Annotated in this window: 16 protein-coding genes; 9 read left to right on the top strand and 7 right to left on the bottom strand. The window is 68.7% G+C overall.

Features of this window, described 5'->3' with window-relative positions; all coding sequences use genetic code 11:
- Nucleotides 1-33: 33 nt before the first annotated feature.
- The 6 genes from FIU83_RS08675 to FIU83_RS08650 are packed head-to-tail and all read right to left on the bottom strand — an operon-like array spanning nt 34 to nt 14,514.
- Nucleotides 34-1,377: an aminotransferase class I/II-fold pyridoxal phosphate-dependent enzyme gene (locus FIU83_RS08675; protein WP_152483685.1), complete on the bottom strand. Its 1,344-nt coding sequence runs from the start codon at nt 1,375-1,377 to the stop codon at nt 34-36.
- Nucleotides 1,377-8,879 carry a type I polyketide synthase gene (locus FIU83_RS08670; RefSeq protein WP_152483684.1) on the bottom strand — a complete coding sequence of 2,501 codons (7,503 nt, stop codon included), beginning with the start codon at nt 8,877-8,879 and terminating at the stop codon, nt 1,377-1,379. The genes FIU83_RS08675 and FIU83_RS08670 overlap by 1 nt, the downstream gene beginning before the upstream one ends.
- On the bottom strand, nt 8,876-10,459 hold the full coding sequence (locus FIU83_RS08665) for an LTA synthase family protein (protein ID WP_152483683.1): 1,584 nt from the start codon (nt 10,457-10,459) through the stop codon (nt 8,876-8,878). Before FIU83_RS08665 ends, FIU83_RS08670 begins: the two co-directional genes overlap by 4 nt.
- Entirely contained in the window at nt 10,456-11,232 is a 777-nt protein-coding gene (locus FIU83_RS08660; RefSeq protein WP_152483682.1) for an SDR family oxidoreductase, read from the bottom strand. The genes FIU83_RS08665 and FIU83_RS08660 overlap by 4 nt, the downstream gene beginning before the upstream one ends.
- A complete protein-coding gene (locus tag FIU83_RS08655; protein ID WP_253939575.1) occupies nt 11,229-12,467 on the bottom strand; it encodes a capsule biosynthesis protein in 1,239 nt (412 codons plus the stop codon). Before FIU83_RS08655 ends, FIU83_RS08660 begins: the two co-directional genes overlap by 4 nt.
- 1 nt (nt 12,468) lies before the next feature.
- On the bottom strand, nt 12,469-14,514 hold the full coding sequence (locus tag FIU83_RS08650) for a capsular polysaccharide biosynthesis protein (RefSeq protein ID WP_253939574.1): 2,046 nt from the start codon (nt 14,512-14,514) through the stop codon (nt 12,469-12,471).
- 248 nt (nt 14,515-14,762) lie between these two features.
- On the opposite strand from FIU83_RS08650, the gene prfC reads away from it, so the two are divergent.
- Nucleotides 14,763-16,352: a peptide chain release factor 3 gene (gene prfC / locus FIU83_RS08645; protein WP_152483679.1), complete on the top strand. Its 1,590-nt coding sequence runs from the start codon at nt 14,763-14,765 to the stop codon at nt 16,350-16,352.
- 209 nt (nt 16,353-16,561) lie between these two features.
- On the top strand, nt 16,562-17,326 hold the full coding sequence (locus FIU83_RS08640; protein ID WP_152483678.1) for a TatD family hydrolase: 765 nt from the start codon (nt 16,562-16,564) through the stop codon (nt 17,324-17,326).
- Here the strand turns inward: FIU83_RS08640 and FIU83_RS08635 are convergent.
- Nucleotides 17,319-18,353: a folate-binding protein YgfZ gene (locus FIU83_RS08635; protein WP_152483677.1), complete on the bottom strand. Its 1,035-nt coding sequence runs from the start codon at nt 18,351-18,353 to the stop codon at nt 17,319-17,321. The two genes, FIU83_RS08640 and FIU83_RS08635, sit on opposite strands and share 8 nt — an antisense overlap.
- Nucleotides 18,354-18,500: 147 nt before the next feature.
- Here FIU83_RS08635 and FIU83_RS08630 point away from each other — a divergent pair, with 147 nt between their 5' ends.
- From FIU83_RS08630 to FIU83_RS08600, 7 genes are all read left to right on the top strand, one after another.
- Nucleotides 18,501-18,698 (top strand): hypothetical protein, encoded by a 198-nt coding sequence (locus FIU83_RS08630; RefSeq protein WP_152483676.1) that lies wholly within the window; start codon nt 18,501-18,503, stop codon nt 18,696-18,698.
- Nucleotides 18,699-18,742: 44 nt separating this feature from the next.
- On the top strand, nt 18,743-19,168 hold the full coding sequence (locus FIU83_RS08625) for an OsmC family protein (RefSeq protein WP_152483675.1): 426 nt from the start codon (nt 18,743-18,745) through the stop codon (nt 19,166-19,168).
- 66 nt (nt 19,169-19,234) lie between these two features.
- A complete protein-coding gene (gene uvrB / locus FIU83_RS08620; protein ID WP_152483674.1) occupies nt 19,235-21,256 on the top strand; it encodes an excinuclease ABC subunit UvrB in 2,022 nt (673 codons plus the stop codon).
- 176 nt (nt 21,257-21,432) lie between these two features.
- Complete coding sequence (gene nei / locus FIU83_RS08615) at nt 21,433-22,260, top strand: endonuclease VIII (protein WP_152483673.1); 828 nt, start codon at nt 21,433-21,435, stop codon at nt 22,258-22,260.
- A gap of 169 nt (nt 22,261-22,429) precedes the next feature.
- Nucleotides 22,430-23,935, top strand: a complete 1,506-nt coding sequence (locus FIU83_RS08610; RefSeq protein ID WP_152483672.1) for a fumarate hydratase — start codon at nt 22,430-22,432, stop codon at nt 23,933-23,935.
- A gap of 345 nt (nt 23,936-24,280) precedes the next feature.
- Entirely contained in the window at nt 24,281-25,723 is a 1,443-nt protein-coding gene (gene cls / locus FIU83_RS08605) for a cardiolipin synthase (RefSeq protein ID WP_152483671.1), read from the top strand.
- Nucleotides 25,724-25,816: 93 nt separating this feature from the next.
- Entirely contained in the window at nt 25,817-26,734 is a 918-nt protein-coding gene (locus FIU83_RS08600; RefSeq protein ID WP_152483670.1) for a LysR substrate-binding domain-containing protein, read from the top strand.
- The last annotated feature ends 12 nt before the right edge of the window (nt 26,735-26,746 follow it).

Here is a 26,746-nt window from a genome sequence, read left to right as displayed (position 1 = left end):
TACGTTTGCGATGCTCCGGCGCCGAGCTTGCTGTCAGGGGTGGGCGGCCAGGATGGCTGTCAACTCGTCGAGGGTGCAGTCGATATCGGCCTCGGTATGATCGCAGGAGAGGAAGAAACGCAGCCGCGCGCTCTTCTCCGGCACGGCGGGATGCAGGATCGGCTGCACGTTGATGCCCCGCTCGAACAGCGCATGGGAGACGCTTGCGGCGAGCGGTGAGCTGCCGAGGATGACCGGCACCACCGCGGCGCCGATGCTCTCGCCGGTGTCGAGTCCCCTGTCCCGCGCCCGGTCGAGGAAGTACCGCGAGATCTCGCGCAGCCGCCTGGCGCGCTCGGGCTCCTCGCGCATCAACGCCAGGGCCGCAAGCGAGGGCGCGGCCACCTGGGCGGGCATGCCCACGCTGTAGAGAAACCCTGGCGCCAGGTAGCGGAGGGTGTCTACCAGCGCCTGGCAGCCGGCAATGAAGCCGCCGCATCCCGCGAGCGTCTTGCTCAGGGTGCCCATCCAGATATCCACGTCGCTGGCAGGCACGTCGAAGTGTTCGCGCAGGCCCAGGCCACGTTCGCCCAGCACGCCGAAGGAGTGCGCTTCGTCCACCATCAGCCAGGCCTGGTGGCGACGCTTGATCTCGACGAAGCGCGGCAAGTCTGGCAGGTCGCCGTCCATGCTGTAGAGCCCTTCGATGACGATCATCACCCGCTCGAACCGGTGACGGTGACGGCTCAGCAGGTCCTCCAGCGCCGCCGGATCGTTGTGGGCGAAGGCCATGCGCTGGGCGCCGGAGAGCTGCGCCCCGACCAGGGCGCTGTTGTGCACGTAGGCGTCGTGAAGGACCAGGTCGCGCGGGCCGAGCAGGTAGCCGAGGGTCGAGACGTTGGTGGCGTGACCGCTGACGAAGGCCACGGCGTCATCCACGCCGTAGGCCTCGGCGAGAGCCGCCTCGAGTTCGCCATGAATCGGCCTTTCTCCGGAGACGATCCGACTGGCGGAGACCGAGCTGCCGTAGCGCTCCAGGGCGTCCTGGGCGGCGCGGTTGACGCGGGGATCGCCGGAGAAGCCGAGGTAGTTATAGCTGGCGAAGTTCAGGTACTCACGCCCCTGGATCGTCGTGGTTGCTCCGGCGTTGCCGTCGTGGCGTTTGAAGAACGGATCGGTCAGGCCGAGCCGCCGAGCACCCTCGCGCATCATGCTCAGCTGCTGGTAGCCGGGGTGCTGGTCGAAGCGGGTCAGGTGCTCAGGGACGCCGGTGGTGCTCGGTGGCGCGCCGGGGGCTTCGTCCCTGGACGGAGGGGCGGCGGGACGCGTGCGCCGTCGACCCCGAGCCTCCCCGAGGAGCTGCTGCTTGAGATCCGATGTGTGGCGTGTGCGGCTCATCAGGAAATCGCCTCCTGGCTCGTGGGCGTATCGTGATCGCTGGGTGTCTCGGCGCCATGCCGAGCGGCCAGGGCTGCCAGCTCGTCGTCATCGTCCGGGGCGTCGTCTCGGCTCAGGCGCTCGATCAGCACGGCGGCGAGCCGATCGAGGGTCGAGGCCTCGCTGAGCACCATCACCGGGACACGCACGCCCAGGCGGGCCTCGATGGCCGTCATCAGCTCCACCCCCATCAGCGAGTCGAAGCCCATGTCGTAGACCGAGCGGTGCACGTCGATCTTCTCCTCCTCGATCATCAGGATGCTGGCCAGCTCCGCCTTGAGCAGCTCGGTCACCGTGGCGTGGAGTTCTTCCGGCGTGAGCTCGGCGATCAGCCGGGCGATGTCCTGTCCGGCCTCGTCCTGGTGGTCGTCGCCGCTCGCGGCGCCGGCGATCTCGCTGAATCGCGGCGCCGCTGCCGTGGGCAGGAAGCGGGCCAGGGCGGACCACTCCAGCTCGAGCACGCCGAGGCTAGGAGTCTGCCCTTCGCGTGATGCTTCGAGCATCGCCTCGAGCACGTCCAGGGCGGCCTCGGCGCGCAGGGCCGAGCCGCCGAGGCGTTCCTGAAGCGCCTCCCGCGTGCGGGTGTGGCGTGCCAGGAAGCCGGCGTCCTCGATGGCGCCCCAGCGGACGCAGGTGACCGGCCGGCCCCGGGCGCGGCGCTCGGCCGCGAGTGCCTCGAGCCAGTGATTGGCGGCCACGTAGGCGGCCTGGCCGGGGTTGCCGAACAGCGTGGTCGCCGAGGAGTAGAGCACGAAGAGCTCCAGCGGGTCGTCGCGGGTCAGCTCATCCAGATGGCGGGCGCCCGCCACCTTGGGGGCCAGCACGCGCTCGAGTCGCTCGTCCTCGAGGTTGCGGATCAGCGCGTCCTCGATGACGGCGGCGGCATGCACCACGCCGCGCAGCGGCGGCAGCTCGTCGCGGCAGCGAGCCAGCAGGGCCGCCAGCGCTTCGCGATCGTTGACGTCGCAGGCCGCGGCCGTGACCGTGACGCCCTGTGCCTGCAGGCGCGCGACGCCCTCGCGTGCCTCCGGGCCATCCAGGCCACGTCGGCCGATCAGGATCAGGTGCCGGGCGCCTCGATCGGCGAGCCACTCGGCGGTGCGCAGGCCGAAGCCGCCCAGGCCGCCGGTGACCAGGTAGCTGGCGTCGTCGCGCAGACTCAGCGAGGGCGTCGTGGTGGCTGCCGGCTGGGCCGAGCCTGCCAGTGCGTGTTCCTGGGTCACCACCACCTTGCCGATCTGGCGGGCCTGCTGCATATAGCGGAAGGCCTCGACGACCTGGTGATGGCCGAAGGCGGTGTAGGGCAGCGGTGTGAAGGTGCCGTCCTCGAAGAGCGCCATCATCTCGGTGAACAGCGTGCGAGTCAGCTCCGGGCAGGCCTTCATCAGCTGGTCGGAATCGATGCCGAAGTAGCTGAGGTTGTTGCGGAAGGGGCGTAATCCGATATGGGTGTTCTCGTAGAAGTCGCGCTTGCCGAGCTCCAGGAAGCGGCCGAAGGGACGCAGCACCCTCAGGTTCTGATTGATGGCCTCGCCGGCGAGCGAATTCAGCACCACGTCGACGCCGCGGCCGTCGGTCTCGGCGAGAATCTCCTCGGCGAAGGTCAGGGCCCGAGAATCGTGCAGGCGCTCGACGCCGAGCAGGCGCAGGAAGTCGCGCTTCTCGTCGGAGCCCACGGTGGCGTGGATCTCAGCGCCCAGCCAGCGGGCGACCTGGATGGCGGCGAGGCCGACGCCGCCGGCCGCGCCGTGGATCAGCACGTGCTCGCCGGGCGCCAGGCGCGCCAGGTGCTTGAGCGCGTAGTAGACCGTGAAGAAGGTGGTGGGGATGGTGGCCGCCGCGGCGAAGTCGAGTCCCGTTGGCAGCGGAGCGATGGCCTGACGATCGGCGATCAGCCGGTCGCTGAAGCTGGCCGGGCCGAAGCCGACCACCGCATCCCCCGGGGAGAGGTCGTCGACGCCGGACCCGACGCGCTCCACCACGCCGGCGAACTCCAGCCCCAGGGTCGGGCCGGCGAAGCCGTTCTCGATGGCCTCGTCGGAGAGCAGGCCGAGAGTGTACATGACGTCGCGGAAGTTGAGGCCGGTGGCCTCGACCCGCACCTCGAGCTCGCCCGCCGCTGGAGAAGGCAGCGGGCGGGGCATCCAACTCAGGTGACGCAGTTGGCCGGGGAGCGGGAAGCCGAGGGTCATGGCCCCGGGCCCGTTTCCATCTTCCTCGGCGAGGCGCTGCTCAGGCGCCGGCAACTCGCGCAGGCGGGTGGCGAAGCGTCGGCCCTCGGCATCGATCACCATCTCGTTCTCGGCGTCCGGTGCGCCCAGTTCGAGCAAGAGCGCCTGGCGTATCGCCTCGTCGGCGGCTTCGGGCAGGTCGGCATCGTCGGGCAAGTCGACCAGCTTGATCTCGAAGGCATCGGCCTCGTTGGCGAGGCTGCGGCCGAAGCCCCACAGCGCGGCGTCGTCGGACGCGACGGCGTCGGTCGCGGTCCACATGGCGGCCACGCCTCGGGTCACCAGCCAGAGCGTGGTCTCGGTGGCCGGCGTCTCCAGCCGCCGTGCCCAGTGGGCCGCCCGGCGGCAGCGCGCGGTGTCGGGCGCGGCGAGATCGAGGATGTCGAGCGCGGCGCCCTCTTGACTTGCTGCGTGCTGCAGCGCCTGCCAATGCTCGGCCATGGGCGGGGCATCGAGCAGGGTGACGTTGTCGCCCTGAGCGATCAGCGCCTCCTGCAGAGAGAGGGCCAGGGACCGCTGCGTTTCGTCGGCGACCAGCAGGCGATGACGGAGCGCATAAGGCTCGACTCGGGGCTCGCCGGGCAGGCGGGCATGCACCAGGTAGGCGCCGGTCTCGCCCTCCAGCGGCAGCGGGTACACTTCTTCGGCACCGAGCCGTTCGAGCCAGGCGATAACGTCCTCGCGCTCGCAGGCACCGGCCGCAGGCTCCCCCTCGTCGCCGAGGCCCGGCGTGGCCAGCAGGGCATCGAGCCAGGCGGACGGCGTTAGGCCGACCAGCAGCAGCGAGGCGTCGGGCGCCAGCCGCTCGGGCAGCGCCTCGAGCAGGCGACGGCTCCCCTCGCGATCGGTGATGTCCAGGCTGACCAGGGCGAGCTCGGCCGGGGCGCCGGCCGTGGACGGGGCTTCCAGGGTTTCGAGCTCGATCCGCGGCTGGCGGTCGCGCAGCGCCGCGGCCTGCTGCCAGGCCTGATCGCCGACGGCGAGGATGCGATAGTCGCAGCGGTCAGGGTCGAGGGTTTCGGCGAGGCGCTCGCCCAGTATCGGGGCGCCGACGCCGGCCTCCAGCAGGCCTAAGCGCTGTCCGGTGGGCAGCGCCGCGCGTGTTTCCATCAGCGCCGCGGCCAGCGGGGCGGCAATGGCCTGCCAGCCGTCATGGCCGATCAGATCGCGGTTGAACCGCGCCAGGCCCTCGCGGGAGAGGTTGATGGTCTCGGCGTCGGCGTCGCCGGCGAGCAGCTCGTGCAGGTGCAAGCCGAAGCGGCCAACGCGCGCAATGGCCGCCCCCTGGCCGGGATAGTCCTGGATCAGCAGTTGCCAGATGGCCTCGGGGGCGACCGTATCGGTGTCCGCCAGTCGCCAGCCGCCGTCGTCGGCCTCGAGCCGACCGGCATCCTCGAGCAGGCGCAGCAGCTGATCCAGCAGCGGCCGCGCCTGCAGGTGGCGTCCGGCCAGGGCCTGGTAGCGAGCCTGGCTGAGCCAGCCCTCGTCGAGCTCGGGGGCAAGGGCCTGTTCGGCGAAGGCCTCGACCAGGCGGTCGAGCAGGGGGGCCACCTCCTGGGCGTAGCGCCGTTGGGTGGCGTCGGCATAGCCGTCTATCAGCTTGGGAAGAGCGGCCTGCAGCGCTGCCAGGCTGGCCGGGAGGCGTCCTTCGCGACGGGGGGCCGGCGTCAGGGCGACGTCCAGGTAGCTGAGCGCGTTCTCATCGCCCTTCGTCAGGCGCAGGGCCTTGAAGCGGGTCTCGGTGAGCACCGCCACGGCCCGCCCCTCGGCGTCGAAGAGCTCGAAGTCGGCGGTGAAGGAGTAGGGCGCGCGCTTGATCAGCTTTGCTCTGGCCAGGGTCGGGGCACCGGCGGCGGGATCGAACTGCACACGACCGACCCGCACCGGCACGAAGGCCAGGCCGTCTTGGGCGGCCTCCAGGTGGTCGAGGAGAGGAAGGAACAACTGGAAGGCGCTGTCGAGGATGCCGGGATGTAGCCACAGGGTGTCGCGCTGCGCCTCGATGGCTTCGGTCGGGTAGACGGTGCCGATCACCTCGTCGCCCTCGACCCAGGCGCGGTCGATGGCCTGGAAGGCCGGCCCGTAGGCGAGCCCCAGGCGCGCGGCCGCCGTCAAATGGTCGGGTAGGGTCACGTCCGGCGCCCGGCGTGGGCAAGTTGGGGCGCGGCGCGTCAGCATCAGGCCGCGGCTTTGCTCCATGATCCGCGCGGTGGCATGCAGTTGCCAATCACCGTCGCTGCCGGTCTCACGCGAGCGCACGGCGAGGCGGCCATCGGTCGGCTCGACCGCGAGGCGCAGGGTGCGCCCGTGCGGGCCGTCAAGCATCAGCGGCGCCTGGATCTCGAGCTCTTCGATATCGAGCAGGGCCGGGGCACGCCACTGGGTGGCGACTGCCAGGGCAAGCTCCACGAAGCCGGCGCCGGGGAAAATCGCGGCATCGCCGACCACATGATCGCCGAGCCACGGATGGCGGCCCGTATCGAGCTCGCTCTCCCAGGTAAGGGTCTGCTGGGCCAGGCGATAGCCGAGCAGCGGATGCTCGTAGTGGCGCGCGAGCAGGCCGCCGGCGCTGGCCGTGCCGGGGATCCAGTGACGCCGGTGCTGCCAGGGGTAGCGAGGCAGCTCGACCCGCGGTGAATCCACCGGGAACCACGGAGTGTCGTCGTGGGCAATGCCGCTGAGCAGCGCCTCTCCCACGGTACGCTCCAGGCAGGCGGCCCCGTTCCGCGAGCGCTCGAGGGTGCCGATCACCAGGCCCGGCTGATCCGCCTGCGTCAAGGCCTCCGTGAGATAGCGGCGTAGGATGGGATGCGAGCCGATCTCGATCAGGACGTTGGTTCCTGCCTCGACCACGCTGGCCATCGCCGCCTCGAAGCGAACCGGCTGGCGAATGTTGTCCCACCAGTAGTTGGGGCCGAGCGCCTCGCCCTCGAGACGGGCACCGGTCACGGTGGAGACGTAGGGCACTCGAGACGGCTTCGGGGAGAGCCCGGCCAGCTCGGCGACCAGATCCTTCTCGATGGGGTTCATCGCCGGGCTGTGGAAGGCGTAGTCCAGGGGGAGGCGCTTGGCGAAGATGCGCTGTGCGTCGAGCGCTTGCTCGAGACGTGTCAGCGCCTCGGCGGGTCCGGCGACGGTGGTGCCCTTGGCGCTGTTGGTGCCGGCCAGCGAGAGTTCAGCGTATTCCGGACCCTCGAGAAGAGCGAGCACGTCATCTTCCCCGAGGCCCACGGCGCTCATCTCGCCCTGACCGCGGGTCAGCCCCTGGTAGTGGCTGCGCAGGTGGATGACGCGCACCGCGTCGGCCAGCGACAGGGCGCCGCTGGCCCAGGCCGCCGCGACTTCCCCTACGCTATGTCCGGTCACCACCGTCGGGTGGATGCCGTAGGCGGCCAGCAGGCGGGTGATGCCTACCTGGACGGCGAACAGTGCCGGCTGGGCGATTTCGGTACGGGCAAAGCGATCCTCGCTGTCGTGGTCCTCGCGATGGCGGCCCTCGAGCTCGGCGCGCAGCGAGAAACCCGCGCGAGGCTCGAACAGCGCATCGACCTCGTCCACCGCCGAGGCGAAGACCTGGGAGCTGGCCAGCAGGTCGCGCCCCATGGTCTCCCACTGGCAGCCGTTGCCGTCATAGACGAAGGCCGGCCCCTGGGCCTGTTCGAGTCGGGTGCCACGCACGATGCCGAGTCCTGCATCGTTCTGCTCGTCCTGCGCGCTCCAGGCGGCCAGGCGCCGTGCCGCCTCCTCGCGACGGGTGGCGAACAGCAGCAGCCCATCGCGATGGTGCTCGCGGTGGCGATACAGGGTATGGGCGATGCCGTAGAGGCTGTCCTCCGCATTCTCCAGATGCTCGGCCAGCGCCGACGCCGAGGCGGCCAGGGCCTCTGAGCCACGCGCAGTGACGCGTAGCGGCAGTGGGCGGTCGGCGTCGGATACGGTTTGAACCGGAGTCTGTGGGGTCGGGGGGCTCTCGAGGATCACGTGGGCGTTGGCGCCGCCGAAGCCGAAGGAGTTGACGCCGATGACCAGGCGCCCCTCGGCCTTGAGGGGCAGCGGCCGGCGGACCACCTCGAGATTCCACTCGTCTGTTCGAATCTTCGGATTGAGCCGGCGAATGCCGATGGTGGCCGGCACTTCGCGATGGCGCAGGCTGTAGAGCGCCTTGGCAAGGCCGGCCACGCCGGAGGCCGTCTCGAGGTGGCCGAGGTTGCTCTTCACCGAGCCGATGGGCAGGGGCTGCTGGCGCCCTTGTGCCAGGGCTTCGCCGATGGCGCGGGTCTCGATGGGATCGCCGACGGCGGTGCCCGTACCGTGGGTCTCGAGGTAGTCGATCTCGTCCGGGGTGATACCGGCTTGGGCATAGGCCTGGCGCATCAGGGCCACCTGAGCATCGGCGTTGGGCACGGTCAGGCCCTGCTTGTGACCGTCGGTGTTGACGGCGGAGCCGGCCACCACGGCCAGGATAGGGTCGCCGTCGGCCACCGCCTGGTCGTAGTCCTTGAGCAGGAACATGCCGGCGCCCTCAGAGCGCACGTAGCCGTCGCCGTCGGCATCGAAGGCGCGGCAGCGCCCCGACGATGAGAGCATGCTGGCCTTGGAGAAGATGATGAAGCCGTAGGGGTGCAGGTGCAGGCTGATGCCGCCTGCCAGGGCCATGGGGGTCTCGCCCGAGCGAATTGCCTGGCAGGCCTGGTGGAAGGCCACCAGCGCCGAGGAACAGGCGGTGTCCACCGACATGCTCGGCCCCTGCAGATCGAACAGGTAGGAGAGGCGATTGGAGGCGATGCTCGAGGTGTTGCCCGTAGCGGTGGGCGCATCGATAACCGCCATGTCATCGGCTATGCGATACGCATAGTCCATGCTGGCAATGCCCAGATAGACACCGCAGCGGCTGCCGCGCAGCCGGCTCGGCGCGATGCCGGCGTTCTCCATGGCCTCCCAGGTCAGCTCCAGCAGCATGCGCTGCTGCGGGTCCATGTGCGCCGCCTCCCGGGGGGAGATGCCGAAGAACTCCGCGTCGAAGCCGCTGATGTCGCCCAGGCTGCCGGCGGCGAAGGTCACGCTGGTGCCGGGATGGCGACGGTCCGGGTGCTGGAAGGCCTCGTGGCTCCAGCGGTCGCTGGCCACCTGGGTCACCAGGTCCTTCTCGGCCTGCAGGTCATCCCAGAAGGTCTCGGGAGTGGTGCCCGGCATGCGGTGGGCAACGCCGATAAGGGCCACGCGTCTGGTCATGCTTGCTCCTGATGATGCGATGTTGTGACTTCCTGGTCTTGGGCGCCGGGCCTGCCTTCCAGCACCGCTTGCCACAGGCGCTGTCCCAGCTGGTTGGCGTAGAGAGGCGCGTGGTCTGAAGCGGCGCCTTGTCGCTGCCACGTCGACCACAGCGTGTAGGTCGTGCTGCCGTCGGGCAGGCCGAACCGATGGTAGGCCCTGGGCATGATCGGCACATGATCGCCATACCAGCAGAGCAGCCCCTCGCGAGGGGCATCGCGAAGGGCCTGCCGCAGCCGGCGGGTCATTCGATCCGCGTTGCGCAGGTGGGCGAGGTAGTTCAAGAGCTCCCCGCACTCTCCCGACGGTATCGTCACTCCGGGTGTGAACCAGGCCTCTGGCGGCCCTGGATCGAGCGGGTCCAGATCCAGCGGACCGTGATTCTCCATGGTGATCGCGAAGACGAAAAGTGGCCTATTGTCCTGATCGGTCAGCAGCTTGCCAACCTTGTCGGCCACGGCGACATCGCCGACGTACTGGCCGCAGCGTTCCGTCTCATCGAAGGCGCGAATATCGATGAAGTCGTCGAAACCCAGCCGCGGCATCACCCGGTCTCGAGCGTAGAAGCCGGCCGGGTAGGGGTGCACGCAGACGGTACGATATCCAAGCCCGCGCAGGCGGCTGGCCAGGGAAGGCACTCCCTGCCTGGTCAGCGGGTGATAGGGATTGAAGCGATGAATCCCCAGGGCTACCTGGTCGAGGCCGGTCAGGAAGGCCGCCTCGGTGCGCACCGTATTGGCACCCCAGGCCGGTACCCGGAGCGGGCCGTGGGCCACGGCTTCCAACACCATCTCGTCATACTCTGCCAGCACGCCGTGTTCGAGCGCCGGGCACCAATCGCGCGGGTCAAAGAACGACTCGCTCTGCACGGCCACGACGTGGGGCAGGTCCTGCTGAGCGCGGCGCGTCGGTTGGGCGGGAGGAAAGGCGTCGCCGGTGGGAGCGGCCAGGGGCTGGCTCGCCAGCCGGCCGTAGGCCCAGAGGGCGCTGAACAGGCCTAGCCGGTGCAGGTCCTGCTGCGGCACCAGGATACACGAAGGCAGCCGGCGTAGACCGAGCATGATCAGCAGCGCGGCGAGCGGCAGGCTGACCAGCAGGGCGATGAAGGCGTGGACGGGACGATCGCCAGTCAGCAGGGAGGGTTCCAGAAGCAGGAAGCCGCCAATGGCCAAGGCGCCGGCGGTGATCGCCCCGAGCGCCAGGCCGATGCCGAAGAAGGGCACGTAGAGCCGCGGGTGACGGATGGCGTCGAGGAAATACTCGAAGTCCTGGTAGATGAACGGCTCGCGCAGGGTCTGCCACTTGGTGTTGCTGGACTGCACCACCACGAGCAGCAGGGCGGCGATGAACGCCATCGCAAACCAGGGACGCTGCAGGACCAGCACGAAGAGCGCGTAGACCAGGCTCCAGGTGCCGAGATGCACCAGGTGAGTGGCGAGGGGGCGCCGCCAGAACCGCGCCACGGCCGGCCGGAGCAGCGCCTCCAGCCCGAGCGTGAGCCCGAGGCCGCACAGCCAGGGCCACCAGAGATCTGACGTCATGACTCTCCTCCATAGCCCATCCAGGCCAGAAGGCGCTGGGAGACGCCAGCGGGTAGCACCGCCAGCCACCAGCAGCCGACGTTGAGCGGGAAGGGGAAGCTGATGCGGGCTCGATTGCGGGCGATGCCGCGGACGATGCGGCGGGCGGCAAGCTCGGGTGAGAGCTCCCAGGGCTTGGGGCCAGGCATGGCCGTGCACATGGGCGAGCTGACGTAACCGGGCATGACCACGCTGACGCCCACGCCCTGAGGCGCCAACCGGCCGCGCAGGGCCTCCGCATAGGCCTTGATGCCGGCCTTGCTGGCGCTGTAGCTGGGTGTCAGCGGCAAGCCATGCCACGCGGCGAGCGAGCTGACGAAGACGAGCTGGCCGTGCCCCCGCGCGGCCATCCTCGGTGCGAGCCGCTGGGCCATCGCCATCGGCACGTGCAGATTGATCGCGAGCAGCCGTTGGGTGGCGTCCCACTCTTCCATCAGTTCGCCCTGGGCGGCATGGTGGTTCTGGCCCGCATTGGCGATGACCAGGTCGGGCAGCGTGAGGTCGTCGAGCCAGGCATGCAGCGCCTCATCGTCAGTCAGCTCGATGCTCGAGAGCTCGACCGTGGCGCCGTGGGTCCGGCACGCCTCGGCGAGCGCCTCGAGGGCCTCGAACCTACGCCCGTGGAGTACCAGATGAACGCCCTTGGCGGCATAGGCTTGCGCGAGGGCGGCGCCGATCGCTCCGCTGGCGCCGGTGATCAGGATGCGGGCCGGTGGTCGTGCGACGCGCCTCACAGCAGGGCCTCGAGGGGGGAGACTTCGGCCTCGAGGCGGCGGGTCACGTGATCCAGGGCGAGATCGATGCCGGGGCGGCAGTAGAAGCCCCCGTTGAGCTGTACGGTGTGCATGACGGTCTTGTGAAAGCAGCGAAAGAGGTCGTGGTCGGGCGGCGTCGGCTGGCGCCAGAATTCGTCCAGCGTACCCTTGAAGGCCAGGCCGTCCAGGCGGTAGATGGGGCGGCTGAGGGCGATGGTCGGGCAGCCGTGTTCCAGGGCGACGATGCCCGAGGTGCTGTTGACGGTGATCGTACCCGTCGCATGTTTCAACAGTGCATTGAGGTCGCCCGACTCGAGATAGACGATCCGCCCCTCCAGCCCGTAACGGCGCTCGAGCCTGGCGATCAGGCCGGCGTAGTCGATCAGTCCCATGTCCAGCGGGTGATTCTTGATGCAAAGCCGGCTGTCGCTCGACGCCCCTCGGGCGAAGGAGGCCATGACGTGCTCAATGACCTCGGGCATGCCGGAGAAGTCGGAGTGATCGCGAATCTGGGCGTCGCTGTTGAGCTGCAGGGGCAGCACGAAGTAGGGCCGTGGCTCGTCGATGAGGGACGCGATGCGCCGGGCGTCCCGGGGCTTCCAGAAGCGCAGCTGGGTGAAGCGCTTGAGATAGCCGGCGTACTCGACCGGCGCCGTGACCGGCGCATGGTTGCGATAGCGGGGAAAGAGGACGGGGTTGCCGAGTCCCGCCAGGTGATAAAGCACATCATGGGTGGCGCGCACGCGAAACGGCGAGCGGAACCGCGTCGGCCGCGGGAGCGCCGGCAGGCTTGGTGCGACCTCGCGAAACCAGGTGGCATTCTGGGGCAGCAGCGAATGGCCGTTCACCCCCTCTTGCTCGAGGGTGATCCAGAAGGGGCGGAAATAGCCCTCCTCGAGCACATGGCTACGCACGCCATCGGCGCGTGCCGAGGCGATGGCGGCCCGGTGTATGGGGCGCTGGTCGCCAAAGAGCACCTGGTCGGTCACTCCGTGGCGCTGGCGTATCTCCTCGAGAAACGCCGGCAGCGCCGCCAGCGACTCACGGAATCGATAGGCGCGTCCGCTCTGCCGGGACCAGTAGGCGATGTCGCCCCCCGCGAAATGCACCTTGGCAACGCGGTGGCCATCGGCCACCAGTCGGCGAGCCAGACGCTGGAAGAAGGGCGAGCAGACGCCCTGCAGAAACAGGAAGGAGCGCTTGGGGGAACTCAAATCAGTGCCTGCCGATGAAGACGTTGCGGTACCAGCGATAGAGACGATGCTTCCAGCCGAGCTGCCCGCCGCCACGGCGAGCCTGTTCCAGTAGCGAGACGACCGTTTCGGCATTGCACAGCTGCCGGCTTACTGGATCGACATAGAGGGGGTAGAGGATCAGCGCCCCGGCTACCAGCTCGTCCAGCGTCAGGCGGCGCTGGCGACGCGGACAGGCGCGATGATCCCGGGTGAGGCCCCAGCCCGCATAGAAGGGCGTGCCGTAGGTGACGACCTCACGGCCCCTGAGCAGTGCCTCGAAGCCGGTCAGCGAGCTCATGGTGTGCACCTCGTCGACGCTGTCCAGCAGGCCGGTAAGATCGGCATGACTGGCGTCCAGGTCGTAGAGGGACCTGGCGGCGTCCTCGAGTCGGCCGACCCGCGCGCCGCTGACGACATCCGGATGCGGCTTGTAAATGATGAACGCCGAGGGATTGGCGGCACGTACTGCTGACAGCAGTGCCGCGTTAGTAGTGATATCGGGCGAGCCCCTGGCGATAGAGGCATCCGATTCCACCTGCCCCGGCACCAGCAGTAGGCGTCGATCGCTGGGCAGCGCCGGCAGGGCACCGCCGGAGAGGTTGTACTTCGACATCCGCAGACGCACCAGGCGCCGGCGCAGGTCGGCGGCGCGGCGACGCAAGACGTCATCGATCTTGCCGTGTTCCAGCAGATGTTCGAGATCGCTGGGTCGTTCGGCGTCGTAGTAGATGCCGCGCCGATCAACGACCAGAGAGAGCGGACGGGCCAGGTCGACCCCGAGCCCGACCGAGCGAACGAAGCCGTCCTCCATGTGCCAGGGTGCGAGGCCACGGTCGTGTAACACCGCGGTATCGTGGCTCGCCCAGCAGAGGCTGCGCCCCTGCGGAGCCTCGACGGTCGTCTGACCTTCGGAGGAGACTCGTCGGGACCGCGGCAGGTCGGCGTGACGCACCCTGGCCTGTGCGCCGAGGAAGTCGCCGACGAAGCCGCGCTTCCAGCGTGACAGCCCAAAGGTCGTCCACTCGCCGGCCAGGCGTCGCTGCTGGCGCACCTGGTCGGCGATCAGATCGATGGTGGCCTCGAGGGTGGTGGCCTCGCCCGTGTGGGGGTTGGCGTAGCGGGTATAGCGCAGGTAGGCGGCGGCGAAGAGCTGTACGAGGCTTCTCTGCTGGCCGCGGCGAGGCACGGGGCGGCGATCGTCGGTCAGCCCCCAGCCGGCGTAGAAGGGCGCGCCGTGGCAGACGACGCGCTTGCCGGCGATCAGCGCTTCGAAGCCCAGCTGGCTGGTGACGACGTGAACGCAGTCTACGGCATCGAACAGCGCCCAGGGATTGAGGTCCTCGCCGATGATCCGACAGCGCTGCTGTTCCCTGGCGCGATCCAGGTGTCCGTGCTTTTTGCCGGCCACGACGTCCGGGTGCACCTTGATGAGGATCTCGGCTTCCGGGTGCTCGGCCAGGGCTCGCTCGAGCATACGCGAGAAGTCCTCCGCGCCGGCGAGCCCGCCAGTGATGGAGGCGTCACCGGCGGTCTGGTCCACGACCAGCACGCGAGGCCGGCCGCTTGGGGGCAGGGGGGTATCCGGTGCGTGGTTGTACTTGGAAAGGCGCAGGTCTCGCAGCCGCGCCATGGCCTGGCGGGCGCGTTCAAGCTCCTTCTGAGTGAAGTCGGCCGTTTCGATCAGGCTCTCGAGGTGCGAGGGTCGAGAGGCGTCGTAGTAGATGCCCTGAGGGTCGACAATCAGGCCGTGAGGAGCGAACCCCTGTGCGCCGAGCCCCCAGGAGCGCAGGAAACCGTCCTCGACGGCCACGTAGGGCAGGCCCTGGCGTCGGGCATAATCACGGGCCTGGCGAGACGAGGGCTTGTGTCCCCAGCCCAGGATGGCGGCTGGTCGCCGGACATCGAGGCCCGAACGAAACAGACGAAACTGCGCGACGTCGGGCAGACAGGCCCGCAGCGTCGGCAGGTGCAGCAGGCTGCGCGTGGTCACGGCGACGGTGCCGCCGTTCAGGGAGGTAGCGGTCAAGGCCAAGGTGCGGTCCCTTGCATCGATGGCGTGTATGGAAATCAATGCCATGTATCTTAACAGTTTGCGTGATCTTTCATTGTGCGAATTAGCCACTGTTACGGCTTGGTATTCGCCTATCGCCCATGACCGGCGACAGACCCCGCGGCTGACGGTACAATCGCGCCCCACACGTATCGATAGACACCGACACGCGCCGGCCGGCGTCTGCACCCGGCCGGATGTGCATCCATCAGTGACGAGACGCAATGTCCAACTCGACCCTCGCCCATGAAGCCGCGCTGCGCCGCACCTTCGCGATCATCTCGCACCCCGACGCCGGCAAGACAACCATCACCGAGAAGATGCTGCTGTTCGGAAACGCCATCCAGATGGCCGGCTCCGTCAAGAGCAAGCGCGACGACCGCCACGCCACCTCCGACTGGATGAAGATGGAGCAGGAGCGGGGCATCTCCGTGACCACCTCGGTGATGCAGTTCCCCTACGGCGGGCGCATCGTCAACCTGCTCGATACGCCGGGCCACGAGGATTTCTCCGAGGACACCTACCGCACCCTGACCGCGGTGGACTCGGCGCTGATGGTGATCGACGGCGCCAAGGGCGTCGAGGACCGCACCATCAAGCTGATGGAGGTGTGTCGCCTGCGCACCACGCCGATCCTCACCTTCGTCAACAAGATGGACCGCGACATCCGCGACCCCGTCGAGGTGATGGACGAGGTCGAGGAGGTGCTTAACATCCAGTGCGCGCCCATGACCTGGCCGATCGGCATGGGGCGGCACTTCCGGGGCGTCTACCACCTCTACAACGACGTCATTCACCTCTACACCCAGGGGCAGGGCAACCGCATCCCCGAGGACAGGCGCATCGAGGGGCTCGACAATCCCGAGGTGGACGAGGTGCTCGGCGAGGAGCAGGCCGAGGAGCTGCGCATGGAGGTCGAGCTGGTGCGCGGGGCCTCACATGAGTTCGACCTGGAGGCCTATCGCCGCGGCGAGCTGACGCCGGTCTACTTCGGTACCGCCATGGGCAACTTCGGGGTGCGCGAGATGCTCGACGGCTTCGTCGAGTATGCGCCGCCGCCCCAGCCGCGGGAGACCGACACCCGCATGGTCGAATCCGATGACGGCCGCTTCACCGGCTTCGTCTTCAAGATCCAGGCCAACATGGATCCGAACCACCGCGATCGTATCGCCTTCCTGCGGGTTTGCTCGGGCAAGTACGAGAAGAACATGAAGATGCGTCACGTGCGGATCGGCAAGGACGTCAAGATCGCCGATGCCTTGACCTTCATGGCCTCGGATCGCTCCCAGGTGGAGGAGGCGTGGCCCGGCGACATCATCGGCCTGCACAACCACGGCACCATCCAGATCGGCGACACCTTCACCCAGGGCGAGGACATGCGCTTCACCGGCATCCCGCACTTCGCGCCGGAGCTCTTCAAGCGCGTGCGCCTCAAGGACCCGCTGAAGATGAAGGCGCTGCAGAAGGGCCTCCAGCAGCTCTCCGAGGAGGGCGCGACCCAGGTGTTCATGCCGATGGACAACAACGACCTGATCCTCGGCGCCGTGGGCACCCTGCAGTTCGACGTGGTCGCCCATCGCCTGAAGGAAGAGTACAAGGTCGAGGCCGTGTACGAGGGCGTGAACGTCAACACCGCGCGCTGGATCTACTGCGACGACGCCAAGAAGCTCGAGGAGTTCAAGCGCAAGGCCAGCACTAACCTCGCCATCGACGGCGGCGGCTACCTGACCTACATCGCGCCGACCCGGGTCAACCTGCAGATGACCCAGGAGCGCTGGCCGGACATCCGCTTCCAGCCGACGCGGGAGCACTGAACCGGGCTTCGCCCGGAGCTACAAGCTACAAGCGCCGAGCGCCGAGCTGGATGGTTCCCAGGCGAGCGGCGCCGGGGACAGGTCTGGAGGGGGTCTTTTTCCAGGGAAGGAAAAAGTAGCGTACAGGGAGGTATTCACAGCGCCCCCGAACAGGCCTGTCGCCGGAACAGCCGCGACTCTAAGCCACCCTCCTTGCGGAAACGCTACCCATGCTCATCGATGCCCACTGTCACCTGGACTTCCCCGACTTCGATGCCGACCGCGAGGCGGTCATCGAACGGGCCAGGGCGGCGGGCGTCACGCGTTTCGTGGTGCCCGCCACGACCCGCCGACACTGGGAGAGGGTGCTGGCGCTGGGCCACCGCGAGGAGGTCGACGTCTGCCTGGGGCTGCATCCCTATTTCATGGACGAGCACGCCCCGGAGGACGTCGAGGCGCTGGCACGGTGGGTGGACGATCATCCGGAGCTCGTGGCGATCGGGGAGTGCGGCATCGATGCGCGCTTCGCCGACAGCCTCGACGCCCAGTGGCGCCTGTTTGACGCCCAGCTGCGCCTGGCCAAGGCGCGGCGGCTTCCGGTAGTGATCCACTGCGTGCAGGCCAACGATCGGGTCGCCAAGCGACTGCGACAGCTGGCGCTTCCCGCGGGCGGGCTGATCCACGCCTTCGCCGGCTCGCCCGAGCAGGCGAAACAGTTCCTCGATCTCGGCTTCACCCTGGGACTCGGCGGTGCGACGACCTTTGATCGCGCCAGGCGCCTGCACCGTGCCGTGGCGGCGCTCCCGGACGACGGCTACGTGCTGGAGACCGACAGCCCCGACATGCCCCTGGCCGGCCACCAGGGGGAGCGCAATGAGCCGGCGCGAGTGGCCGAGGTATGCCGCCGGGTGGCCGAGCTTCGCGGCCGGTCGGAGCAACAAGTGGCGGCGGCGAGCACCGCCACCGCACGGCGGCTGTTCGAGCGGGCTACTTGACCGCCATCGTCTCCGGGTCCAGCCGCTCCACCGCGTAGGGCAGCTTCAGCAGCTTCAGCTTCTGGCCGGCGCAGCGCAGCGGCAGGGTGGGCTCCTTGGTGCTCATCACCGCCAGCACCTCGGCCTCGCCATAGGCATCGAGCTCGGCGCACAGCACCTCGCCGAGGCGCTTGTCGTTGGCGTCCTCGATGGCGCTGCCGGGCTCCGGCAGCAGGCCGCCATCGAGCTGGGCGCGCATCAGGCGCTTCTTGACCTGGCCGCGGAAGTGGGCGCGGGCGACCACCTCCTGGCCGGTGTAACAGCCCTTCTTGAAGCTGATGCCGCCCAGCGCCTCCCAGTTGATCATCTGCGGCAGGTAGGCATCGCGCTGGTCGGCGTCGAGCCAGGCGAGCCCGGCCTGGATGTCGTGGAGTCGCCACACGGCGTTGTCGACCGGCGTGGCATGCTCCGCGAGTCGCGCCCACTCCGCCTCGACCCGCTCGGCCGACAGGCAGACCAGCAGGCGAGGGCGAGGACCGGGGTGAGCCAGCAGCTGGACCTTCTCGTCGCCGGCCTGGTGCCAGGGGCGGGGAGCCGCGGCGTCGAAGCGCACCTCGGCGAGCGCCGGGGCCTCGCGGCCGATCAGGCCGAGCAGGGCGAGGTCGTCGCGCGTCCGCAGTTCGGCCTTGTAGAAGGCGGCGAACTTCGCCAGGTGCTCGGCGAGCGACGCCACCAGGCTCGCGTGCATGACCAGGCGGTAGTGCGCCGGGGCGACGCGCATCAGCTGCGCGTTCGCCAGCATGCGGCCCTTGGGGGTGCAGAAGCAGGTCAGCGGGGCGAAGGTGCCGTCGGCCAGGGACACCTGGGCGCTGGTCTGGCCCTGCAGGAAGCGTTCGGCATCGGGACCCTCGACGTCGAGCACCCCCAGGTGGGCCAGGGGCGTCATCACCGTGCTCTCCAGGGCGAGCCGAGGCGCCTCGGGCGTCTCGAACGTCACCCGGTCACCGGCCTCCTGCCGGCCGCCGGTGGCTGCGATCCAATCCTTCATCTGCGAGGCTCCTCGTGGTTCGGTGTCGAGCAAGATGCCCCATGAGATGCGGGCGATAGGGCGACATTGCAAGCGCTGCCCGCCGCTCGGGAGGCGTGCTAGACTCGTGGCCTGCTCCCCTACACCCATCGCTTTCAGGAGCCGAGCATGGCCCAGCACTCCTTGAGTTTTCAGGGCGTCGAGAACGCCGACCAGGTCAACCGCATCACCACCGCCCTGATGATGCTGGACGGCGTCGACAGTGTCGAGGTCGGCCGCCACGGCGCGGAAGTCGAAGGCAGGGCCCGTCGCGAGGCGTTGATCCAGGCGGTCAAGGCCCTCAAGCTCGGCATCGAGGTGAAATGATCCCGCGGTGACGCGGGATCGCGCAACGTGACAGGAGGGTCGGTGTGAGAAAGAGCATTGAAGTCGTCAGCGAGCGCAACCATATCTATCGCCAGCGGGTCGAACTGGACGGGTTCGAGGATCTCTTCGTCGACGTGCCGGAGGCCTACGGCGGCGAGGGCAGTGCCCCGGATCCCCACGACTACTTCGATCTTTCCCTGGGCGCCTGCAAGGCGATCACCGCCATGATGTACGCGCGGCGCAAGCAGTGGCCGCTCGAGGGGGTGAGCGTCACGGTCAACCGTGACGATAGCCAGGAGCGCCACGGGACCTATCGTCTCGACGTGGCGATGGCCTTCTACGGCATCGAGGACGCCGAGCAGCGGGCGCGGCTCGAGGAGATCAGCCACAAGTGCCCGATTCATCGGTTGATGACCTCCGCCACCGTGGAGGTCGCCACCCGCGCCATCGATATCACCGCCGACGCCTGAGGCCACGCCCGGCGTCGTTTTCCTCCCGGGCGCCTCGACGGCGCCCGGTTCGTCACCGGAGCCGCCATGAGCAAGCCCTTTCGTCTGCACTCCAAGTTCCAGCCGGCCGGCGACCAGCCCACGGCCATCCAGGGCCTGATCGGCGGGCTCGAGTCGGGATTGGCCCACCAGACGCTGCTCGGCGTGACCGGCTCGGGCAAGACCTTCACCATGGCCAACGTCGTCGAGCGCCTGCAGCGCCCGACCATCGTGATGGCGCCCAACAAGACCCTGGCAGCGCAGCTCTACGGCGAGTTCAAGGCGTTCTTCCCCGACAACGCCGTCGAGTACTTCGTCTCCTACTACGACTACTACCAGCCCGAGGCCTACGTGCCGTCGTCGGACACCTTCATCGAGAAGGATGCCTCGATCAACGACCACATCGAGCAGATGCGCCTCTCCGCCACCAAGGCGCTGCTGGAACGACGCGACGCCATCATCGTGGTCTCGGTCTCGGCGATCTACGGCCTGGGCGATCCCGACCAGTACCTGAAGATGCGCCTGCACTTCACCCGCGGGGAGCTGATCGACCAGCGCGGCTTCCTGCGTCGCCTGGCCGAGCTGCAGTACACCCGCAACGACCTGGACTTCAAGCGCGGCACCTACCGGGTGCGTGGCGACGTGATCGACATCTTCCCGGCGGATGCCGAGGACGAGGCGGTGCGCGTCGAGCTCTTCGACGACGAGATCGACACCATCAGCCTGTTCGACCCGCTCACCGGCGAGGTTCGGGGCAAGGTGCCGCGCATGACCATCTACCCCAAGTCCCACTACGTGACGCCCCGGGAGACGATCCTCGGCGCCATCGAGGAGATCAAGGCGGAGCTCTCCACGCGCCTCGACCAGCTGCGCAAGCAGGAGAAGCTGGTCGAGGCCCAGCGCCTGGAGCAGCGCACCCTCTACGACATCGAGATGATGCTGGAGCTCGGCTACTGCAACGGCATCGAGAACTACTCGCGCTACCTCTCCGGGCGCGACCCGGGCGCGCCGCCGCCCACCTTCTTCGACTACCTGCCGGCCGATGCGCTGCTGTTCATCGATGAGTCCCACGTCAGCGTTCCCCAGGTGGGGGGCATGTACAAGGGCGACCGCTCGCGCAAGGAGACCCTGGTCGAGTACGGCTTCCGACTGCCCTCGGCGCTGGACAACCGGCCGATGAAGTTCGAGGAGTGGGAGCGCATCTGCCCGCAGACGATCTTCGTCTCCGCCACGCCCGGCCCCTACGAAGCCGACCACGCCGGCCAGGTGGTCGAGCAGGTGGTGCGCCCCACCGGCCTGCTCGACCCGGAGATCGAGGTGCGCCCGGCCACCACCCAGGTCGACGACCTGCTCTCGGAGATCCGTGCGCGCACCGAGGTGGGCGAGCGGGCACTGGTCACCACCTTGACCAAGCGCATGGCCGAGGACCTCACCGAGTACCTGGACGAGCACGACGTCCGGGTGCGCTACCTGCACTCCGACATCGACACCGTGGAGCGTGTGGAGATCATCCGCGACCTGCGCCTCGGCAAGTTCGACGTCCTGGTGGGGATCAACCTGCTGCGCGAGGGCCTCGATATCCCCGAGGTCTCGCTGGTGGCGATCCTCGACGCCGACAAGGAGGGCTTCCTGCGCAACGAGCGCTCGCTGATCCAGACCATCGGCCGCGCGGCCCGCAACGCCCACGGCAAGGCGATCCTCTACGGTGACCGGATCACCGACTCCATGCGCCGCGCCATGGACGAGACCGAGCGGCGTCGCACCAAGCAGATCGCCCACAACGAGGCCCACGGCATCACGCCGACCACCGTGACCCGCTCGGTGGCCGACATCATGGAGGCGGCCCAGGCCCCCGGCAAGAAGGGCAAGGGGCGCCGCGGCGAGCGCAAGGTCGCCGAGCCGGAGGCGGTCTACGACCCCGCCGAGCTGTCGCCCCAGGCGCTGCTCAAGGAGATCAGCAAGGTCGAGGACGGCATGCACGAGGCGGCGCAGAACCTGGAGTTCGAGGAGGCCGCGCGCCTGCGCGACCGCCTGCACGCCCTCAAGGAGCGCCAGCTGGCGCTGGGGTAGCTCCGGGCGGCTCCGCAAACACGGGGCGTGCCGGAGGCAAGCCGAAGGCGAGGTCCTATGCCAGGAATGGCATCGGTAGCGTCCAGGGAGGGGGGACTGCGCCTCTCCGCAGGTTTGCCTCCGAATCAGCCCACGTTTCCCCGGCAACTATCGCCGAGCCTGATTGAGGTTTCCGCATGCCTGAAGGCCCCGAGATCCGTCGCGCCGCCGACCGCGTGCATCGCCAGCTCGCCGGACGGCGGCTGGAGGACGCCTGGTTCGCCTTTCCCGAGCTCGCCGGGCAGGCCGCCTCGCTGATCGGACGCGAAGTGAGCGCCGTGGATAGCTGGGGCAAGGCGCTGCTGACACGCTTCGACGACGGCCGGGTGCTCTACTCCCACAACCAGCTATACGGCGTCTGGAGGCTCCACGACGCCGAGCGCGAGCCCGATACAGGCCGCTCGCTGCGGGTGCGCCTGGTGGCGGAGGGGAGGGCGGCGAGCCTCTACAGCGCCTCGGACGTCTCGCTGTGGGACGCCGAGCGGCTCGACGAGCATCCCTTTCTCTCGCGCCTCGGCCCGGACCTGCTGACCCACGGGGTGACGGTGGAGCAGGCCGCGGCGCGGCTGCGCGAGCCGCGCTTTCGCCGCCGTGGCCTGGGCGGGCTGCTGCTCGACCAGTCGCTGTTCGCTGGCATCGGCAACTACCTGCGCTCCGAGATCCTCTTCTTCGCCGGGCTTCATCATCGCCGCCGGCCTCAGTCCCTGGACGAGGAGGGGCTGTCGCGCCTGGCCGAGTCCATCCTCGCGGTGACGCGCCAGGCCTACGAGGAGGCCGGGGTCACCAATCGTCCCGACTGGGCGGCGGCCGATCGGGCACGGGGCGCCGCTCGGCGGCGCTGGCGCTTCGCCGTCTTCGAGCGCGACGGCCTGCCATGCCACGCTTGCGGGGCCTCGATCGTGCGCACCGCGGTGGCCTCGCGACGGCTCTATTACTGCCCGGTGTGTCAGTCGGCTCCCTCTTAGATATCGGGTTTATACCGTTATCTAGTTTCGCGACTTCTGACAGTTCAGACCTTTGGTGAGAATGTCGACAGGGTCGAGGGTGGGGTATAATGCCCGCCGTTCAGGCCCGCCGTGACACCGCTTCCCGGCGCGGACGGGCACGCCGACAACGCCAAGGAGCTGCTTGACCATGACCGTGATTCGCCAGGACGATCTGATCCAGAGCGTCGCCGATGCCCTGCAATACATCTCCTACTACCACCCGAAGGACTTCATCGACGCCATGGCCGCGGCCTACGAGCGGGAGGAGAACCCGGCGGCCAAGGACGCGATCGCCCAGATCCTGATCAACTCGCGGATGTGTGCCTTCGGCAAGCGCCCGATCTGCCAGGACACCGGCATCGTCACGGTGTTCGTTCACGTCGGCATGAACGTGCGTTTCGAGGCCGACATGAGCCTCGATGACATGATCAACGAGGGCGTGCGCCGCGCCTACCAGCTGCCGGACAACGTGCTGCGCGCCTCGGTGCTGGCCGACCCGGACGGCAGGCGCGCCAATACCAAGGACAACACCCCGGCGGTGATCCACCACAAGCTGGTGCCCGGCGACACCGTCGAGGTGCACGTGGCGGCCAAGGGCGGCGGCAGCGAGGCCAAGTCCAAGTTCGCCATGCTCAATCCCTCGGACAGCGTGGTCGACTGGGTCATGGAGCAGCTGCCCAAGATGGGCGCCGGCTGGTGCCCGCCGGGCATGCTCGGCATCGGCATCGGCGGCACCGCCGAGAAGGCCATGGAGATCGCCAAGGAGGCGCTGCTCGATCCCATCGACATCCAGGACCTGCAGGCCCGCGGGCCGGCCAATCGCGCCGAGGAACTCCGCCTGGAGCTGTTCGACAAGGTCAACCAGAGCGGCATCGGTGCCCAGGGGCTGGGCGGGCTGACAACGGTGCTCGATATCAAGGTCAAGGACTACCCGACCCACGCCGCCAACAAGCCAGTGGCGATCATTCCCAACTGCGCCGCCACCCGCCACGCCCACTTCACCCTCGACGGCTCCGGCCCCGCGGCGCTGCCGGCACCCAAGCTCGAGGACTGGCCGGAGATCACCCGCGAGGCGGGGGACAACGTCAAGCGCGTCGACCTCGACAGCGTGACGCCGGATGAGGTCAAGACCTGGCAGCCCGGCGACACCCTGCTGCTCAACGGCAAGTTGCTCACCGGCCGCGACGCCGCCCACAAGCGCATGGTCGACATGATCGCCAAGGGCGAGCCGCTGCCCGTGGACATGCGTGGCCGCTTCATCTACTACGTGGGCCCGGTGGATCCGGTACGCGACGAGGTGGTCGGTCCGGCCGGTCCCACCACCGCCACGCGCATGGATAAGTTCACTCGCACCATGCTCGAGGAGACCGGCCTGCTGGGCATGGTCGGCAAGGCCGAGCGGGGCGAGGCGGCCATCGAGGCGATCCGCGACAACGAGGCCGTCTACCTGATGGCCGTGGGCGGCTCCGCCTACCTGGTCGCCCAGGCGATCAAGCAGGCTCGCGTGGTCGGCTTCGAGGACCTCGGCATGGAGGCGATCTATGAGTTCGAGGTCGAGGACATGCCGGTGACCGTGGCGGTCGACAGCGCCGGCACCTCGGTGCACCAGACCGGCCCGGCGAAGTGGAAGGAGATCATCGCCGAGCGCGCCTGATGCGCTAGCGACGTTCGAGGCAAGCATCTCGAATGGCGAAATGCCGGCCACAGGTCTGCGCGGGGGCGCTGTAGACCCTTCCCTGGGCGCTACCGACGCCCTGCGGCGCTCTCGCATCCTGCGCCGCTTGCAGGGCCGGTGCGGGTCATCCATGGCCCGCCCGTTCTGAGCATTGCTCCTCACCCCTGGCGTAGGACCCCCGCTACGACCTGTCGCCGGCACCCTTGCTGCGGCCCCGCCATCTGGTGGGGCCGTCGTCGTTGACGGTATGCTGGGAGGGCAGGGCAACACGACACGGTGTTTTCGGACGGCCGCGCCGTCGTCCCACGGAACGGGGAGTCCACCATGACCTCTTGGCTGATCGGCCTGGCGATCTTTCTGGTGTACGTGCTGGGCATCGTCTCGGCCGTGCTGGCCCTGATGTCGTCGCGAACCTCTCAGGGCGCCATCGCCTGGATCATCTCGCTCCTGACCATGCCCTACCTGGCCGTGCCGGCCTACTGGATCTTCGGCCGGCCGCGCTTCTACGGCTACGTGCTGGCCCGGGGCGAGCGGGACAGCGTGCTGCGCCGCCAGCTGCATCGCTACCGGGATCGCTTCGAACCCTATCTCTCTTCCGCCAGCAATGCCGACATCCGCGCGGTGGAGCAGCTGGCCCTGATGCCGCTCACCCGCGGCAACCGCGCCGAGCTGCTGATCGACGGCGAGGCCACCTTCGCGAGCCTGTTCGCCGGCATCGACGCCGCCGAGGAGTACATCCTCATCCAGTTCTTCATCGTCCGCGATGACGCCCTGGGCGTGGACCTCAAGCAGCGCCTGCAGCGCGCCGCCGAGCGGGGCGTGCGGGTCTGCTTCCTCTTCGACGAGATCGGCTCCCACGGCCTCCCCGAACGCTACCTGCGCGACCTGCGCCTGGCCGGGGTCGAGGTGAGCGCCTTCCGCTCCTCCCGGGGGCTGAAGCACCGCTTCCAGCTCAACTTCCGCAACCACCGCAAGGTGCTGGTGGTGGACGGGCGCGAGGGCTGGATCGGCGGCTTCAACGTCGGCACGGAGTACCTGGGCGAGAACCCGCGCCTCGGCCACTGGCGCGACACCCACCTGAAGCTCAGCGGCCCCAGCGTGCTGGGCCTGCAGGAGGCCTTCTGGGAGGACTGGCACTGGGCCACCGGCGAGATGATCTCGCTCACCTGGACGCCCGTGCCCCATGAGGACGGCGCCCGGGACGCGAACGGCGCCGAGAGTCAGAGCGTGGTGATCGTGCCCTCGGGGCCAGCGGATCATATGGAGACGGCGAGCCTGCTGGTGCAGCACGCCATCCACAGCGCCCACGAGCGGCTCTGGGTGACCAGTCCCTACTTCGTGCCCGACCAGGGCGTGCAGGACGCCCTGCGCCTGGCGGCGATGCGCGGGGTCGACGTGCGGATCATGATGCCGGAGCGCCCCGACCACCTGCTGGTCTTCCTCTCGGCGTTCTCCTTCCTGCCGGACATGCTGCGCGCCGGGGTCAAGGTCTACCGCTACCAGCCAGGCTTCCTGCACCAGAAGGTGATGCTGATCGACGACGTCGCCGCCAGCGTCGGCACGGTCAACCTCGACAACCGCTCCTTCCGGCTCAACTTCGAGATCACCGCCGTGGTGCCCGACCGGCGCTTCGCCGCCGAGGTGCACCAGATGCTGGAGCGCGATTTCGCCGACTGCCGCCGCGTCAGCCTGGAAGAGCTCACTCGTCGCCCGCTGTGGCGCAAGCTGCTCTCCCGGGCGGCCTATCTGCTCTCGCCGATCCAGTAGCCGGCTTGGGTCGGGCTGCCCGCTGGGGTACATTAGCGAGCTTTACCCGCTCCCCGCCGGGGGGCCGTCATCACGCTATCCTGGGGAATCCTGGTGAACCTCGAGACCAAATGGCTGGAAGACTTCGTCGCCCTGGCCAGCACGCGCAGCTTCTCGGCCTCCGCCCGCCAGCGCCATGTCACCCAGCCGGCCTTCAGCCGGCGCATTCGCTCCCTGGAGCAGGCGGTCGGCGTGACCCTGGTCGACCGCTCCACCACGCCGGTGGACCTCACCCCGCAGGGGCAGCTGTTCCTGGTCACCGCGCGCAATATCGTCGAGCAGCTCAACGAGAGCCTCGGTCACCTGCGCGGCCTGGCCATGGCCAACGAGGCGCTGGACATCGTCGCCGCCCACTCCCTGGCCCTGAGCTTCTACCCGCAGTGGATCTCCCGCCTGCAGCAGGGCCTCGGCGAGCTGCCCACGCGGCTGGTGGCCATGAACGTCGGCGACGCCATCCACGTGCTGCGCGAGGGCAACTGCGACCTGATGCTCGCCTACTACGATCCCTACGCCAGCATGCAGCTGGATGCCGAGGTCTTCCCCTCGTTTTCCATCGGTCAGGTGCAGATGCTGCCCGTCTGCCTGCCCGACGACCAGGGCCAGCCTCGTTTCCCCCTGGCGGGCCAGGCCTCGATTCCCTACCTCGCCTATACCCAGGGCGCCTTCCTGGGCCGCAGCGTGCGCATGCTGCTCAAGAATGACCCGGTGCGCATGCGCCTGCGCACCGTCTACGAGACCGCCATGGCCGAGGGGCTCAAGGGGATGGTGATGCAGGGCATGGGCATGGCCTGGATTCCCGACTTCTGCATCCGTCAGGAGCTCAAGGACGGGCGCCTGGTGCGGGCCGGCGATGCGCAGTGGGACGTGCCGCTGGAGATTCGCCTCTACCGTTGCTCGCTGGTGCACAAGCCCGGCGTCGAGAAGCTGTGGCGGCAGATGATGAAGTTGCCCAGGGACTTCCTGCAGGCGTAATCGAGGGCTTGC

Source organism: Halomonas sp. THAF5a (assembly GCF_009363755.1).
Lineage (GTDB): Bacteria > Pseudomonadota > Gammaproteobacteria > Pseudomonadales > Halomonadaceae > Halomonas.
This window is presented reverse-complemented; position numbering and strand designations above follow the sequence as displayed.

Excerpts from the sequence above, each read along its gene's own strand:
- FIU83_RS08675 (WP_152483685.1), bottom strand. The coding sequence starts at position 1,377 with ATGAGCCGCACACGCCACACATCGGATCTCAAGCAGCAGCTCCTCGGG.
- FIU83_RS08670 (WP_152483684.1), bottom strand. The coding sequence starts at position 8,879 with ATGACCAGACGCGTGGCCCTTATCGGCGTTGCCCACCGCATGCCGGGC.
- FIU83_RS08665 (WP_152483683.1), bottom strand. The coding sequence starts at position 10,459 with ATGACGTCAGATCTCTGGTGGCCCTGGCTGTGCGGCCTCGGGCTCACG.
- prfC (WP_152483679.1), top strand. The coding sequence starts at position 14,763 with ATGTCCAACTCGACCCTCGCCCATGAAGCCGCGCTGCGCCGCACCTTC.
- FIU83_RS08640 (WP_152483678.1), top strand. The coding sequence starts at position 16,562 with ATGCTCATCGATGCCCACTGTCACCTGGACTTCCCCGACTTCGATGCC.
- FIU83_RS08635 (WP_152483677.1), bottom strand. The coding sequence starts at position 18,353 with ATGAAGGATTGGATCGCAGCCACCGGCGGCCGGCAGGAGGCCGGTGAC.
- FIU83_RS08630 (WP_152483676.1), top strand. The coding sequence starts at position 18,501 with ATGGCCCAGCACTCCTTGAGTTTTCAGGGCGTCGAGAACGCCGACCAG.
- uvrB (WP_152483674.1), top strand. The coding sequence starts at position 19,235 with ATGAGCAAGCCCTTTCGTCTGCACTCCAAGTTCCAGCCGGCCGGCGAC.
- nei (WP_152483673.1), top strand. The coding sequence starts at position 21,433 with ATGCCTGAAGGCCCCGAGATCCGTCGCGCCGCCGACCGCGTGCATCGC.
- FIU83_RS08610 (WP_152483672.1), top strand. The coding sequence starts at position 22,430 with ATGACCGTGATTCGCCAGGACGATCTGATCCAGAGCGTCGCCGATGCC.
- cls (WP_152483671.1), top strand. The coding sequence starts at position 24,281 with ATGACCTCTTGGCTGATCGGCCTGGCGATCTTTCTGGTGTACGTGCTG.